We start from the raw sequence: 14,977 nt of genomic DNA on the forward strand, positions 1-14,977 counted from the left end.
GAGCACTACCCAGGTCCAAAATGGCAAGTAAAATAGCCTTATCAAGGACGCTCTAAAAGAGCTTGCGGATTGTACGTGATAAACATCGCATCACCGTAACTAAAAAAGCGATATTTCTCCGCAACTGCGGCGTGGTACGCATTCATGGTGTGTTGATAACCGGCGAAAGCGGAAACCAGCATAATCAGCGTCGATTCAGGCAAATGGAAATTGGTGACCAGCGCATCGATCACCTGGTACTGATACCCCGGATAGATAAAGATCTGCGTATCGCCGAAGAACGGGGCAATCAACGCATCCTTCGCCGCCTGCGCGGCGCTTTCCAGCGAGCGCACAGAGGTGGTGCCGACCGCCACCACACGGTTGCCGCGGGCTTTTGCCGCCAGCACTGCGTCCACAACCTCCTGCGGCACTTCAGCGTACTCGGAATGCATGATGTGGTCTTCAATGCTGTCAACGCGCACGGGCTGGAAAGTCCCGGCCCCGACATGCAGGGTGACAAAGGCCATTTCAATGCCTTTTTCGCGCAGACGCGCCAGCAAAGGTTCATCAAAATGCAGGCCCGCTGTCGGTGCAGCTACCGCACCGGGTTTCTGGCTGTAAACGGTCTGATACAGCTCGCGATCGGCGTCCTCATCGGGTCTGTCGATATACGGCGGCAACGGCATATGGCCGATGGCATTGAGAATATCCAGCACCGGTCGTTCATCATGGAATTCCACTTCGAATAACGCGTCGTGGCGCGCCACCATGGTTGCCTGAATATCTTCCCCATCACCCAGCAACAGTTCTGCTCCGGGTTTCGGCGCTTTAGAGGCGCGGATATGCGCCAGAATACGTTTATCATCGAGCATGCGCTCAACCAGCACTTCAATCTTGCCGCCGCTGGCTTTGCGGCCAAACAGACGCGCCGGAATAACGCGGGTGTTATTGAACACCAGCAGATCGCCGGGGTTGAGCTTATCGAGTAAATCGGTGAAAGTACCATGCGTCAGCGCGCCTGTTGGGCCATCCAGCGACAATAAGCGGCAACTGCTGCGCTCGGGCTGCGGGTAATGGGCAATCAGGGATTCAGGTAATTCAAAGGAAAAATCGGCAACGCGCATGACACTAACTCGATACATATTTAAGAGGCGGGTAGTCTAGTGCCCACGCCCCTTCGCTGCAACCGTTAGCCGCTTTTGGATAAACAATAGAGATGAACTTTTTAGCACACCTGCACCTTGCCCATCTGGCTGACAGCTCCCTTCCCGGTAACCTGCTGGCGGATTTTGTGCGCGGCAATCCGGAAAACCTCTACCCGCAAGCGATCGTCGACGGTATTCATCTGCATCGCCGTATCGATGTGATGACCGACAATCTACCGGAAGTGAAAATTGCCCGTGAAGCCTTCCGCCCGCTAACACGCCGGGTCGCGCCTATCACTCTCGATGTGATGTGGGATCACTTCCTGTCGCGCCATTGGGCGCAGGTATCGCCGGATTTTCCGCTGGATGACTTCATCCGTTACGCCCACGCGCAGGTGGCTACCATCCTGCCCGATTCCCCGCCGCGTTTCGTCAATCTGAACAATTACCTGTGGTCAGAACGCTGGATGGAGCGCTACCGTGAAATGCACTTTATTCAGAACGTACTCAACGGCATGGCCAACCGCCGCCCACGCCTTGAAGCGCTGCGCGCTTCCTGGCAGGATCTGGACGCCAATTATGCGCTGCTCGAGCGGTTATTCTGGGATTTCTACCCACGAATGATCGCTCAGGCGAGTGCCCGGTCGTTATAACGCTTGCGCTTTTTCCCATCGCCATTATCTTTATAACGATAAAAAAGAACCGTTCAATAGCCAAAACCTATCTCAACGATTGGCAGTGGCACTTTGAGCAGGCCGTCACCTCTCCCTATAATCCCCCGCGTTGCGTTCTATTAACCTTGTAAATCAAAGGAGTACTTATGGTACTGGTGACTCGTCAGGCCCCGGACTTTACTGCTGCCGCCGTACTGGGCAACGGTGAAATCGTTGAAAACTTCAATTTCAAACAGCACACCCACGGTAAAGCCACCGTGCTGTTCTTCTGGCCGATGGACTTCACGTTCGTTTGCCCGTCTGAACTGATCGCCTTCGACAAACGCTATGCCGAGTTCCAAAGCCGTGGCGTAGAAGTGGTTGGCGTCTCTTTCGATTCCGAGTTTGTTCACAACGCATGGCGTAATACGCCGGTGGATAAAGGCGGTATCGGCGCGGTGAAATACGCGATGGTTGCTGACATCAAACGTGAAATCCAGAAAGCCTACGGTATTGAACATCCGGACGCTGGCGTTGCTCTGCGCGGCTCCTTCCTGATCGACAAAGACGGCATCGTTCGTCACCAAGTGGTAAACGACCTGCCGCTGGGACGTAACATTGATGAAATGCTGCGTATGGTTGATGCGCTGCAGTTCCACGAAGAGCACGGCGAAGTGTGCCCGGCACAGTGGGAAAAAGGCAAAGAAGGGATGAACGCCTCTCCGGACGGCGTCGCGAAATACCTGAGCGAAAACGTCTCCAGCCTGTAACCGGCAACGTTTTGCTAAAAGGCCCGCATGCGGGCCTTTTTTGTCACCGGGAAACTAACGCGGTTTCGCTTCCCGCCAGATGCGCAGCGCCATCCATACCAGCGCTGCCACGCCCAGCACAAGCACACCCCACACCAGCAGCGTTTTCCACATTGCCTGCCGTTCCGCAGGGGATGTCGCTGTCAGCCGCACGTCGCCACCCAGCGTCGCGCGCGCCTGAGGCTGCGCTTGCGGTATTGCCTCCACATCGATTTGTTTACGCAACGCCAGTGGGATCAACGCATCCAGCGTTACCGCTGCGGGCTGTGCGGCCTTATTGCCCCATGCCAGCATAAACGGCCCTTTGCCCTGCGCATTAAACAGTACCGTTTGCCGATCGCGGCTACCGTTCACCTGCGGCAACGATGCCGGTAAGCGGGCATCCAGCGTCACAATCCGCACCGCCTGCACCGGTTCATCCGGCATTGGCACAGGGGCGGAGGATTGCCCGTTTAGCTGCCACAGCACCGTTTTAGTCAGGCTGCGCCAGGGGGCGTTCACGGCACTACGCCAGCTGATCTCCACCGGTAACACGCCGTCGTCCGCAAGCGTCACAGACAGCGCGCTCAACGGCTGCGGTTGCGTCCATTGATAGTGCGCTTCGCTGGAGGAAATCCGCTGCCCCTCCCCGGCCATTTGCACTTGCTCTAGCGGCGTCGGTTCGCTCCCCAGCGTCGCGCTGGCGTGCGTTATCGTGACCGGCAGTTGCGGCGTGTCAAACACCATCAGCAGGTAACGTACACCGTCGGCAGAGAACGTTTGATTGACGGTAATCTGGTCAAGCGTCAACCGATCAGTGCCGCTGGTCAGTTCCATCACCGGCGAGTCCTGTTGCAGCAGATCCCAGTCACGCATATTGCTGCTATAAAACAGCGACACCTTGCCCTGCCAGTTTTTAACTGGCGCATCCCATGCCAGTTTCAACTGCGCCAGCGTAAAACTCTGCGGCAGATTTTCCGGCAACGCCAATAAATAGCTCTGGCCGACGCGTTTCGCCGTCTCCCCTTCAATGCGGATATCAATCCCGCTGGCAGACCGCAAACGCACCACGCTTTGCCCTTCGCTCTCCGTTTCTACCGGAGAGGCATCCAGCGGGAAAAGCCGTAGCGGGATCGGCGCAGGCTCAGCCACGGCGGTTTTCTGCGTCTCCAGAGTAAACGGCACCCGTTCGCCATCATGATTAAAGATCCGCACATCGCGCAGATCCGGCCATGTGCTTTGGGCATAGACATCCAATGGCAGATCGACGCGATACCAGGATGCGGTCTCCGGCAGATCCAGCGCCGCCCCCCAGGCATAATCTTGCGGGGCCTCGGGGATCTCTTCGCCGCTTAACGCGGGCAATGCGCAACCCATCAACGCCACCGCCAGTAATGCGAATACCCCTCTCATTGTTTTTCTCCCTTTTCCTGCTCCGTTGCAGCCCTGGGCGGCAGCGGCGAAAAATAACCGACAATCAACACCAGCACGGCCACGCCAATAAAGGCAATCGCCCGCGCCAGCCCACCACCACCGGCACTGTCCACCAGCATCAGTTTGAGCAGCACGACACCGAGCAAAACGCCGCCGCACAACCACTGCCGACGGCTGGAATGACGCGTAGCATGGATCATCACCACCAGCGCAATCAACATCCAGAACAGAGCGAAACAAGTCTGGATCAACCGCGACTGCCACAAACTACCGGCATCCCACGTCACGTTTCCGTAGCAGGCCAGCGCACGTAATAACGCGCCATTGAGCCACCAGAAAGCCAGCGCCGCGATCGCCCACGGGCGTGCTCGCCATACCTGTGGTACCCACGCCGAATAGTGTGTTTCAGCAAAGCGGCTATAGAGCCACAACCCCAGCAACGCAAAGGCCGCGCCCTCTTCCAGTGGGTTGATAAGCGGCAGGTACGCCAGTTCTCTCACCACGCCGTCCCCCAGGTTGGCATAGAGCAAGTATCCGAAGAGTAGCGGGATCAGTGGCAACAGCGCCAGCGCGCCATACAATGCAGGCCAGACACGCACCGGCCACATCTCTCTGCGGATCGCCGCCATCACCAGCGCAATCACGATACCGCCCGCCGCCATCGGCAAACCGGCACGCCACGGTTCAAAGCCCCAGCCAAGCGATCCGACAAACCACCACAGCTCGCTACCCGCTGCCAGCAGCAACAGCCAGAACAGCGAAATATGCAGCCCTTGCGACACACGCACAGGCACCGTTTCGTTATCCCGGTACAGCAGAATGAGCGCCGAAGGCAACGCGATGCACCAGGCCAGGTTTTGCCATCCGCCCGCCAGAATATGCCCCTGCACGGTAATCTGATACAGCAGCGCCATCGCCATTGCGGGCCACAGCAACCAGCGGGCATAGCCCAGCTCTGGCCAGCGCAAACGCTGCTGCGCCGCTCGCCACAGCCAGACGGATGCAGACAGAAGCGCCAGCACCGCAAACGCGGCATGCGCATCGGCAACCAGCATCCGTTTCGCCGCGCCACCCAGAGCGATGATCCAGAACAGAATGCCGCCCGCCAGCAACAGCCAGCTGACTTCGCGCCGCATACCGCGCCACAACAGCGCCCCTGCCAGCCAGCAGCCGCTCAGTACGGCGAAAATCATCAGCACCGAGAGCGCAGGCAGACCATCCGCCGCAGCCCACAGCGCACTGAACAACGCCAGTAGCAATAAGGCCGTGCCGCTGTAGCTCATGCGTCGCTGGTTCTGCTGCACGCCGAGCCATACGATCCCCAGCCCTTCCAGTGCCCAGGCCATGGATGTCCAGCGCGCCGACAGCGCCAGCGGAATCGCCAGCGTGGCAAACGCGCCGCCCAGCGCCAGCGCTGCCAGCACCAGTGGTTTCGCCGTGGTCGGATAACGCTTCAGCGCCAGTGAAGCCAGCGCCAGGTAAAAGAGACCGAAACCGAGGGCGCTAAAGGCCGGGCCGTAGGCCCAGTGCTGCGTGATAGCGTACTGCATACCGAAGCCCGCCAGCGGCGGCGCAAACAGCAATACGCCATCAATAATACGTTCGCCCCGCCGCTGCGCACGCAGGGATAACACCACGCTTAACACGCCGAAAATAACAATATTGGCGATCAGGAACAGTTGGCAGCTCAGGTAAAATTCCGGGCGATAACTCTGCATTCCCCACACGCCGGCAACGCCGAAGGTGAAGAACATGCCCAGCAAATTCAGCTCACGCCAGTGCTGCCACAGGCTGATGGCGAGAATGCCAACCGAAAGCAGTAAATAGAAGGAGAACAGCGCAATGTGGCTGCCGCCGCCGGTCGAGAGCAAGATCGGCGCAAGATAACCGCCCAGACTCGCCAGCAGCGCCAGACTTAGCGCTTTTTGCAATACCGCCAGCCCCACACTCGCCGCGCAAATCACCAACAGCAGAACGAAAGCCAGCGTCATCGGCAGCATTTGCCACAGCCGGAACGCGCCAAACACGGTGAGATAGAGCGCGCCAACCGCGCCCCCCTGCAAAATCAGGGCAAATACCGTCTGTTTATGACGTAAACGCCAGCCCAGCCCCAGCAGCACCATCGCCGCCAGTGCAACGCTGGCAAGGCGCAACTCCAGCGGGAACAGCGAATACTCCACGGTATAACGCAGCAGAAAAGAGAGGCCGATAAACAGCAGCACAATCCCCAGCTTGGCCAGCGGATTACCCTGCATAAACCAGCGCGCCAGGGATGAGGCCAGGCCCCAGGAGGCGGTTTCGTTTTTGGGTGAGACAACGTCGGGTGATGCAACGGGCGCGATCTCAGCCGCCGCAGAGCCGTCCACTTTACGGCCCCAGGGCGACACCGCCACCGGTTCGCTATGTTGCACAACCTCAACAGGTTCGCTAACGGCAACAGGATCGCTAACCGGCAACGGCTGCGCCGTAACAGGCGCAGGATCAATGTTGACCGGCGCATTGACCCACCGCTGTTCAAGCACACTCAGCCGCTGGCGCAGCCGGGTGAGTTCATCCTGCGTGGCCACGCTGCGACGCCAGGCGGTGATTGCCACAATCGGCACCACCACCAGAGCAAAAAACAGCACGACCGCGCCGAAGAATAAAAGACCATCCATGTACTTCGCCTTCGCTAAAGGGGAGACGCAAAGCCCCCTTTTCGCGCTTCAGCTCAGGAGGCAGACCAAACAGAAGCGCTAATCGCCGGTAGCGTTAGCACATCATCCTGTAGCGTACCTGTACCTTCTTTAAGCCGCCAGTTTTTCCCGTGCAGCAGCGGCGAATCCTCCAGCACCACTTCACAGGCGTCGCTGCGATTAAGCGCTACCAGCACCCGCTGCTGCTGATAAACGCGCACAAACACCAGCACGTTTTCCTGCGCATACACAACCTGGCAACCGCCGTAGCGCAGCGCCTGACTGCGGGCGCGCAGCTTCGCCATCCGTTGGTAGAGGGCAAGTAAGCGGGTATCCTGCCGTTTCTTGTCCCACGGGAAGGGTTTGCGACAGAAGGGATCGTTTGCGCCATCCAGCCCGACTTCATCGCCATAATAGATGCAGGGTGTACCGGGCCAGCTAAACAGCCAGACCACTGCCAGCGGCAAACGGGCGACATCTTTACCCAGGACCGTCTTAAAGCGCGGCGTATCGTGGCTGTCGAGCTGATTAAACATGCGCAGCTGCTGTTGATGCGACAGCCCGGCACGGTAGTTATCCATCCACGCCGCGCAACTTTGCGCATCCATTTTCTGGGGATCATAAGCGTTGTCGGTATTCGCCAGGAACGCCCATACCGGCAGCGTAAAGCCGCGATAATTCATTGCCGCGTCTTCAACATCCGCCTGCAGCCACTGACGCGCATCGCCAAAATGTTCGCCGACGATGTACGCCTGCGGTTGGGTCTCTTTCGCCGATCGGGCAATACCGGCAACGTGCAGCAGGTTGTTACGCGCACCGCCATCCTCCCCCAGCATATGCACCACATCCAGCCGCCAGCCATCCATGTTCCACGGCGCTTTTAGCCAGTGGCGAACGATGCTGTCCTCCCCCTGATACATTTCATCAACCAGCGTCGATGACTGGTAATCCAGCTTCGGCAAGCTCGGGTAACCCAGCCAGTCGCGGGCGTGCCCCTGATCATCAAAGCTGAACCAGCTACGCCAGCGAGAGTCCGGATTATGACAGGCGCCACCCGTGCCGCGATTATGCCTGTCGAACCAGGCGTGAGAATCGCCGCTGTGATTAAACACACCGTCAAGGATCAGCCGCATCCCCAGAGCTTGCGTGTTGTGGCGCAGGCGCAGCAACGCCTGATCACCGCCAAACTGCGCATCAACATGGCGATAATCTTCCGTGTCATATTTATGCACGCTGGGCGCAACAAAGACCGGGTTAAGGTAGAGTGCCGTCACGCCCAGCTTTTTCAGATAGGGCAGTTTTTCGCTGATACCGTCCAGATCGCCGCCATAAAAGGTGGATCCCCCGGCGTCCTCCGTCAGCGGATCGTCCCAGTCGCGCAACACAATCGACTGGCCCGCGGCGTGGTGGTAATAAACATTATCCTGATCGGCATCGCGCGTCTGGCTGCGGGCAAAACGATCCGGGAAGATCTGATAAAACACCTGATCGGCTACCCACTGCGGGCCGTTATCCGGCGCATCCACCGCAAACTGCTCCAGCCGGGCGGGCGGGAAGCGGTTGAATCCCTGCGGGGTAAACCACAGTTGCTTATCCTGCCACAACAGCTTGAAGCTGTAGCGGCGGCGCGGCTGCCCGCTCTTTACATCCACCGCCACCCGCCAGACGGTCACACCATTACCGATGGTGTGACGCGCGCGATGCATCGCCAGCGGGGTTTCTTCATTATCGACTTCCACCCGCAGCGTTACCCGCGAGGGCAGCGATGTTCCCGTCAGCCAGAGGGTGATAATGAGCTGGTCTTTGTGCTGTTTGACAAACGGCGCGACCGGCAGGTGCCATGCGTTCAACATCAACAATCCCCTTTGTTCAAAATGACGCCACTTTTTCACAGCCCTTGCCGTCTCGCCTCCTTCTTTCGCATTTTTTCCGGGGGTGAGAGACGGGGCGCAGATGTGATCTGACGGGATATTCACCGGGCATTTGCGTGAGTTTTTTCACGCCCGCTTCGTGCCGATGCCCGAAGTCTCGCCCCCGGTGGGTTTTTATACTGATAAAAACTATAGCGCGATAAGAGAGCGAGCATGAGCAAACCTGAAATCCTCGTCATTACTGAAATCCCCCAGCCGATGATCGATACCCTGCAACAGCACTTTGTGGTGCATCAATACTGGCAACCCGGTGCAGAGACGGTGGTGCGCGAACGCGGGCATCTTATCCGGGGTGCATTGACCCGTGCGGCAAAAGGCATCAGTACGGCGTTAATTGCACAGCTTCCGGCGCTGGAGGTCATTAGTGGTTTCGGAGTTGGCGTTGATGCCACCGACCTCGATACCTGCCGCAGCCGTGGCATTCGCGTAAGCAATACGCCCGACGTACTTAACGAATGCGTGGCGGATACCGGACTGGCGTTGATGCTGGCGGTGACACGTAAAATTTGCGCCGCCGATCGTTTTGCCCGGGCGGGCGAATGGGAGCATGCGGCCTTTCCGGGCGCGTGGAAAATGAGCGGTAAGCGCTGCGGTATCGTCGGGATGGGCAACATTGGCCATGATGTCGCCGAGCGCGCTGCCGCGTTCCGGATGCCGATTCATTACTTCAGCCCCCGTGAGGCGCGTAACAGCCAGTGGCAACGTCATGATTCCCTTGTCGGTCTGGCAAACGCAGTGGATTTTCTGGTATTGACCCTGCCGGGCGGTGCGAAAACGCACCACATTATCAACCGCGAAGTACTGGACGCGCTGGGGCCGGAGGGCATTCTGGTGAATATCGCACGCGGTAGCGTGGTGGACACAGAGGCGTTAATTGCGGTGTTACAGGAAGGGAAACTGCGCGGCGCCGGGCTGGATGTGTTCGAGCAGGAACCGCACATCCCGCCCGCGCTGCGCGACTTACAGAATGTAGTGTTGCTGCCGCATATCGCCAGCAACACGGCGGAGACACGCCAGGCGATGGCGGATCTCACCATCAATAACCTGGTCAGCTATTTTACTGACGGGAGATTATTAACCCCGGTCGTGTAAGCCCGCTTTGTGTACCGGCCGGATGCGCGCTGCGCCATCCGGCCTGGTGCCCGCTGGCGCGGGCTTGTATCGACAATTACGCGTTACGGCGTTTAAATGCCCAGCCAATCAGCAGCAGCACAATCCATGCAAACCCCACGTACAGCGAGATGCGGGTTTCCGGGTGCCAGCCAATCAGCGCGATGATAAAGACCAGGAAAATCAGGCCGACAACGGTAGTCGCCACCCCGCCCGGAACTTTAAACTTCAGCGCGCGGACTTCCTCTGCCGACAGACGACGACGGAAGCCAATCTGCGACAGCAAAATCATGATCCATACCCATACCGTGGCGAAAGTCGCCAGTGAGGCGATCACCAGGAAAACATTCTCCGGCATGATGTAATTCAGGTACACCGCCAGCAGCAGCGCGATGGTCATCACCATCACCGTCACCCAGGGAATCCCGCGGCGCGACGTTTTGGCGAACATCTTCGGCGCACTGCCCTGCTCAGCCATCCCGTGCAGCATACGCCCCACACCAAACACATCGCTGTTAATCGCCGAGAGCGAGGCGGTCAGCACCACAAAATTGAGGATACTGGCGGCAAAGGTAATGCCCATATGCTGGAAGGTCAGTACAAACGGGCTTCCGTCAGTACCCACCTGGTTCCACGGGTAAATCGACATGATCACAAACAGCGTACCGACGTAAAACACCAGAATACGCATCGGCACCGAGTTGATAGCGCGCGGAATCGACGTCTCCGGATCTTTCGCTTCCCCGGCGGTGATACCGATAATCTCGATGCCGCCATACGCGAACATCACCATTTGCAGCGCCATCACCGTGCCCAGCCAGCCATTGCTGAAGAAACCACCGTGGCTCCATAAATTGCTGATCCCGGTCGGCTGCCCGCCGTTGCCGATCCCCCAGATAATGATGCCGAAACCGGCCACGATCATGATGATAATGGTGGCGACTTTAAAGAAGGAGAACCAGAACTCCAGCTCGCCGAAGACTTTGACGCTCATCAGGTTGATGGCGCAGATAAGCAGCACCACGCTCAGCACCCAAATCCAGTGCGGCACCGTCGGGAACCAGACGCCCATGTAAATACCAAACGCGGTGACATCGGCAATGGCGACAATCAGGATTTCAAAGCAGTACGTCCAGCCGGTGATATAGCCGGCCAGCGGGCCGAGGTTTTCCTGAGCATAGCGAGAGAAGGAGCTGGCGGAAGGGTTGTGCACGGACATCTCGCCCAGTGCGCGCATAATGATATACGCAGCCACACCACCAATAATGTAGGCCAGCAACACGCTTGGGCCAGCCATCTTGATTGCATCTGCGGAGCCGTAAAACAGGCCGGTGCCAATTGCCGAACCCAGCGCCATAAAGCGAATGTGCCGGGTGCTTAGCCCACGCTTTAGCTTATTAGTACTTTCCATCGTTTCCACTGCCATTATTCAACACAAAAATAAAAAACCACGGAGTGCGCTACCCCGTGGTTAAACAAGCCGTGTTTGCCGCGATTAATGGGCGCTGGAAGTGACCTGCCGACCTGCGGCGCGATCCCAGACTGCCGCCAGAACCACCATCACCAGACTTGGCATCAGCCAGGCCAGTCCCTGTTCCGCCAGCGGCAAACGCTGGGTCCAGGCCGGAAGGTGTTCTGCAAACGCAGACGCTTTCACGCCGTCAAGGATACCAAAAAGCAGACTAATAAACATGGCCGGTGCAATAACGCGTGTGGAACTGTTCCATAAAGAGCGGGTAAAGCTCAGCACCACCAGTACGATGCACGGTGGGTAGATCATGGTCAGCACCGGAATAGAGATCTGAATCAGATGGCTCAGCCCCAGGTTGGAGACCGCCATGGAGAAGATGCCCAGAATAAAGACCAGCGTGCGGTAAGAGAGCGGCAGATACTGCGCAAAGAACTCCGCACAGGCACAGGTCAGGCCAACCGCCGTCACCAGACAAGCAATAAAAATCAACGCCGCCAGCAGCAAACTGCCTGCGCCGCCGAAGGTATGCTGAACATAAGCATGCAGAATGGCCGCGCCGTTAGCCGACTGCTCAACCAGCGCAGAGCTGTCGGAACCGAGACGGAACAACGCCAGGTACAGCAGCGTCAACCCTGCGCCCGCCATCAGCCCCGCCCACACCGTATAACGGGTCAGCAAACGGGCTTCGGTGACACCGCGCGAACGCGCTGCATTGACAATCACGATGCCAAACACCATGGCTCCCAGCGTATCCATGGTCAGATAGCCATTGACGAAACCGTTTGAGAACGGCGCAGTCTGGTAGGCTTCCAGCGCATGGCTGATAGGACCGGCCGGCCAGATAATCGCCGCGATAGCGAGAATAGTCAGTGCGATAATTTTCAGCGGCGCAAGAAAATTGCCTACGGTATCCAGCAGTTTGCCCGGATAGAGGGAAATCAGGATCACCAGAGAAAAATAGATCACGCTGTAAATCAGCAGCGGCATTGCACCTTCGCCAGTCAGCGGCGCGATACCCACTTCAAACGACACCGTCGCCGTACGCGGCGTGGCGAACAACGGCCCGACCGCCAGATAGCACACCGTCGCCAGCAAGACGCCCGCCACTTTACCAATCGGCGTGCTCAGGCTGTCCACGCCACCGCCGACTTTCGCCAGCGCGACAACGGTAAGCACCGGTAAGCCCACAGCGGTGATCAGAAAGCCCAGCGCCGCCGTCCAGACGTGTTCACCGGCCTGCAAACCAACCATGGGAGGAAAAATGATGTTACCTGCGCCGACGAAGAGGGCAAATGTCATAAAGCCCAGAGCAACAATGTCGCGTGGTTTTAAGTGATGGGTCATATTTTTTACTGCCTGTGGATGTGGTGTCGTAAAAATGATGTTTTTTTCGCCTTTCCCAACCGGACGATACCGCGCCAATGTCGCAGAAAGTCAGCGGGAAATGCTCTATGCATTGCGTAGCGAAGAATAGTTTTTCGATTTACCACGCAAATACAGTTGGTCTGACAATATACGGGGCGCAATTTAAACGCTTATAACGTTTAAAGGCAAGGTGGGATCGCAAAACCAGATGGTTATACTATCCATACAATTAATAGTAGTTAATAACTCCAATTATAAGAAAAACACATGGCTGATCATGCGAACAAAAAAGCAGCATGCGTACAAAATACGTTTCAGGGGGGAGAAAACATCGGAATAAGCGGCCTGTTGATACAGGCCGCTGGAAAGATAAGCTGACAGACGCGTCAGGACGCGGCTTTTTTGGCAACCAGACGTTCCGGCAGAACAAAGCTAAAGCGCGTTCCCTTGCCGGGAGTACTGACAATTTCGAGGCGACTTTCGTGATGATTCACCGCATGTTTCACGATCGCCAGCCCCAGACCACTCCCGCCAGTCTGCCGGGAACGGGCTTTATCCACGCGATAGAAACGCTCAGTGAGACGAGGAATGTGTTCAGCGGCGATGCCGGGGCCGTTGTCTTCGACGCTGAATTCCGCCCCCAGCGGCACGCGCTGCCAGCGCACGGTAATCTCCGTTCCTGCTGGCGTGTGGTTCACGGCGTTGTAGACCAGGTTGGAAATCGCGCTGCGCAGTTGCTCTTCATTTCCCAGCACTTTCAACGCGTTATCAACTTCAAAATGGAAGTGATGCTTCTGCTGACTCAGGGTTTGCGCTTCCCGCTCCACGACCCGCAGCATCATTGGCACATCAATGGTTTCATTCGGCGGCAAGGTCGGCGCTGCTTCAATCTTCGAAAGCGTCAGTAACTGGCGCACCAGTCCTTCCATTCGCGAGGTTTGTTCGCGCATGGTATGCAGCGCTTTCTCCCGCGGCGCGCCTTCGAGCGTCTGCTCCTGCATCATCTCCAGGTAGCCCTGCAGCACCGTTAATGGCGTGCGCAGTTCATGACTGACGTTGGCAAAAAAGTTGCGCCGCGCCCCTTCCAGTTGATGCATTTGCGTGACGTCGCGGGCCACCAGCAGCAGGTGTTCCTCGCTGTAAGGCATCACGCGGATTTCCAGATGGCGACCGGTGTTGAGCACCAGATTCAGCGGCTTGCTAAACTCTTGTTTTTTAAGATACTGCGTAAATTCCGGGTAGCGCAGCAAGTTAAGGATATTCTGCCCGCTGTCGTCCGGCCAGCGCAAACCCAGCACCTGTTGCGCCAGGCCATTACACCAGAAAATCGCCCCCTCTTCGGTGGTGAGGATCACCGCATCCGGCAGCGACTCCGCGCCGCTGCGAAAGCGTTTAATCAGGCTTCCCAGCTCACGACGGCGCTTTTTATTACGCATCTGCATCTGGTGCAGCCCGTATAACAGCGGCTCCCAGCTCCCTGTACCCGGCGGCGGGGTCATACTTTTATCGACCCATAACCACCATGAAAGACGCAGTAAATTCCAAAAGTGCCAGATCAACAACCCGGTTACCGCAGCCAGTAAAAACCACGGCAGGTAACCGAACATGACGCCGAGAATCAAGGCGGGGATACAACAAAGGAGGAGCTCCAGCACCAGCCTTTTCCATGACAGCCGTTCCAGCACGCGTCACACTCCTGTTAAATGTCAGAAACGGGTCGAAAAACGGTAACCCGTGCCGCGCACTGTTTGCACCATACGATCGTGGCCGCTGTGTTCCAGCGCTTTGCGCAGACGACGAATATGCACATCCACCGTCCGGTCTTCAACATACACATTGGTTCCCCATACGTGGTTCAACAGCTGTTCACGGCTGTATACGCGTTCCGGATGGGTCATAAAGAAGTGTAAGAGTTTAAACTCTGTCGGCCCCATATCCAGGGGATTTTCACCGGTCATGACGCGGTGAGAGGAAGGATCAAGGCTCAGGCCCTGCATTTCGATCACCTCTTCCACCGCCATCGGCGAAATGCGGCGCATCACAGCTTTAATGCGCGCCACCAGCTCTTTGGGTGAGAAAGGTTTGGTAATGTAGTCATCTGCCCCGGTTTCCAGACCGCGTACGCGATCTTCTTCTTCGCCGCGCGCCGTCAGCATCATGACCGGAATATCACGGGTCATCGCTTCACGTTTCAGGTGTTTAATAAACTGAATACCGGAACCGCCAGGCAACATCCAGTCCAGTAAAACAAGATCGGGCCAGGGTTCATTAAGTTGGTTCACCGCACTGTCATAATCTTCAGCTTCCACCGGTTGAAAACCATTTTGTTCGAGCACGAAGCACACCATTTCCCGGATTGGAGCTTCGTCTTCTACGACCAGAATTCGTCTCGCCATAATTTGCCCTGTCTTATTTAAGTCATC

The 14,977-nt window shown here is 57.3% G+C and carries 11 protein-coding genes; 3 read left to right on the forward strand and 8 right to left on the reverse strand.

Features of this window, described 5'->3' with window-relative positions; all coding sequences use genetic code 11:
- Positions 1–41: 41 nt before the first annotated feature.
- Entirely contained in the window at positions 42–1,106 is a 1,065-nt protein-coding gene (queA, locus tag ACQ3G7_RS06240) for a tRNA preQ1(34) S-adenosylmethionine ribosyltransferase-isomerase QueA (RefSeq protein WP_430889211.1), read from the reverse strand.
- 92 nt (positions 1,107–1,198) lie between these two features.
- Here queA and acpH point away from each other — a divergent pair, with 92 nt between their 5' ends.
- Complete coding sequence (gene acpH / locus ACQ3G7_RS06245) at positions 1,199–1,780, forward strand: ACP phosphodiesterase (RefSeq protein ID WP_430889212.1); 582 nt, start codon at positions 1,199–1,201, stop codon at positions 1,778–1,780.
- 167 nt (positions 1,781–1,947) lie between these two features.
- Positions 1,948–2,550, forward strand: coding sequence for a peroxiredoxin C (locus ACQ3G7_RS06250; protein WP_263097825.1), 603 nt, complete (start codon positions 1,948–1,950; stop codon positions 2,548–2,550).
- Positions 2,551–2,604: 54 nt separating this feature from the next.
- Here the strand turns inward: ACQ3G7_RS06250 and ACQ3G7_RS06255 are convergent, their stop codons facing one another.
- Genes ACQ3G7_RS06255 through malZ form a run of 3 tightly spaced genes read right to left on the reverse strand, consistent with a single transcriptional unit; the run spans position 2,605 to position 8,530 of the window.
- The gene (locus ACQ3G7_RS06255) at positions 2,605–3,981 is read right to left on the reverse strand and encodes a DUF3999 domain-containing protein (RefSeq protein ID WP_430889213.1); all 1,377 of its coding nucleotides are present in this window, start codon (positions 3,979–3,981) and stop codon (positions 2,605–2,607) included.
- Positions 3,978–6,659 carry a DUF2339 domain-containing protein gene (locus ACQ3G7_RS06260; RefSeq protein WP_430889214.1) on the reverse strand — a complete coding sequence of 894 codons (2,682 nt, stop codon included), beginning with the start codon at positions 6,657–6,659 and terminating at the stop codon, positions 3,978–3,980. Before ACQ3G7_RS06260 ends, ACQ3G7_RS06255 begins: the two co-directional genes overlap by 4 nt.
- Positions 6,660–6,712: 53 nt before the next feature.
- Complete coding sequence (malZ, locus tag ACQ3G7_RS06265) at positions 6,713–8,530, reverse strand: maltodextrin glucosidase (RefSeq protein ID WP_430889215.1); 1,818 nt, start codon at positions 8,528–8,530, stop codon at positions 6,713–6,715.
- A 231-nt stretch (positions 8,531–8,761) separates the two neighbouring features.
- Between malZ and ACQ3G7_RS06270 the strand changes: the two genes are divergently transcribed.
- Positions 8,762–9,700 carry a 2-hydroxyacid dehydrogenase gene (locus tag ACQ3G7_RS06270; RefSeq protein WP_430889216.1) on the forward strand — a complete coding sequence of 313 codons (939 nt, stop codon included), beginning with the start codon at positions 8,762–8,764 and terminating at the stop codon, positions 9,698–9,700.
- Positions 9,701–9,776: 76 nt separating this feature from the next.
- On the opposite strand, the gene proY is transcribed toward ACQ3G7_RS06270, so the two are convergent.
- The 4 genes from proY to phoB form a co-directional block, all read right to left on the reverse strand.
- A complete protein-coding gene (proY, locus tag ACQ3G7_RS06275) occupies positions 9,777–11,129 on the reverse strand; it encodes a proline-specific permease ProY (RefSeq protein ID WP_263097830.1) in 1,353 nt (450 codons plus the stop codon).
- Between the two features lie 84 nt (positions 11,130–11,213).
- Positions 11,214–12,533 carry a branched-chain amino acid transporter carrier protein BrnQ gene (brnQ, locus tag ACQ3G7_RS06280; protein ID WP_263097831.1) on the reverse strand — a complete coding sequence of 440 codons (1,320 nt, stop codon included), beginning with the start codon at positions 12,531–12,533 and terminating at the stop codon, positions 11,214–11,216.
- 407 nt (positions 12,534–12,940) lie between these two features.
- Complete coding sequence (phoR, locus tag ACQ3G7_RS06285; protein WP_430889217.1) at positions 12,941–14,239, reverse strand: phosphate regulon sensor histidine kinase PhoR; 1,299 nt, start codon at positions 14,237–14,239, stop codon at positions 12,941–12,943.
- 21 nt (positions 14,240–14,260) lie between these two features.
- Positions 14,261–14,950: a phosphate response regulator transcription factor PhoB gene (phoB, locus tag ACQ3G7_RS06290; RefSeq protein ID WP_007373472.1), complete on the reverse strand. Its 690-nt coding sequence runs from the start codon at positions 14,948–14,950 to the stop codon at positions 14,261–14,263.
- Positions 14,951–14,977: the final 27 nt, after the last annotated feature.

The sequence above is a fragment of the Kosakonia sp. N21 genome (assembly GCF_050587465.1).
Taxonomy (GTDB): Bacteria; Pseudomonadota; Gammaproteobacteria; order Enterobacterales; family Enterobacteriaceae.

Coding starts and splice junctions, on each gene's coding strand:
- queA (WP_430889211.1), bottom strand. CDS start 1,106: ATGCGCGTTGCCGATTTTTCCTTTGAATTACCTGAATCCCTGATTGCC.
- ACQ3G7_RS06250 (WP_263097825.1), top strand. CDS start 1,948: ATGGTACTGGTGACTCGTCAGGCCCCGGACTTTACTGCTGCCGCCGTA.
- acpH (WP_430889212.1), top strand. CDS start 1,199: ATGAACTTTTTAGCACACCTGCACCTTGCCCATCTGGCTGACAGCTCC.
- ACQ3G7_RS06255 (WP_430889213.1), bottom strand. CDS start 3,981: ATGAGAGGGGTATTCGCATTACTGGCGGTGGCGTTGATGGGTTGCGCA.
- brnQ (WP_263097831.1), bottom strand. CDS start 12,533: ATGACCCATCACTTAAAACCACGCGACATTGTTGCTCTGGGCTTTATG.
- proY (WP_263097830.1), bottom strand. CDS start 11,129: ATGGAAAGTACTAATAAGCTAAAGCGTGGGCTAAGCACCCGGCACATT.
- malZ (WP_430889215.1), bottom strand. CDS start 8,530: ATGTTGAACGCATGGCACCTGCCGGTCGCGCCGTTTGTCAAACAGCAC.
- ACQ3G7_RS06260 (WP_430889214.1), bottom strand. CDS start 6,659: ATGGATGGTCTTTTATTCTTCGGCGCGGTCGTGCTGTTTTTTGCTCTG.
- ACQ3G7_RS06270 (WP_430889216.1), top strand. CDS start 8,762: ATGAGCAAACCTGAAATCCTCGTCATTACTGAAATCCCCCAGCCGATG.
- phoB (WP_007373472.1), bottom strand. CDS start 14,950: ATGGCGAGACGAATTCTGGTCGTAGAAGACGAAGCTCCAATCCGGGAA.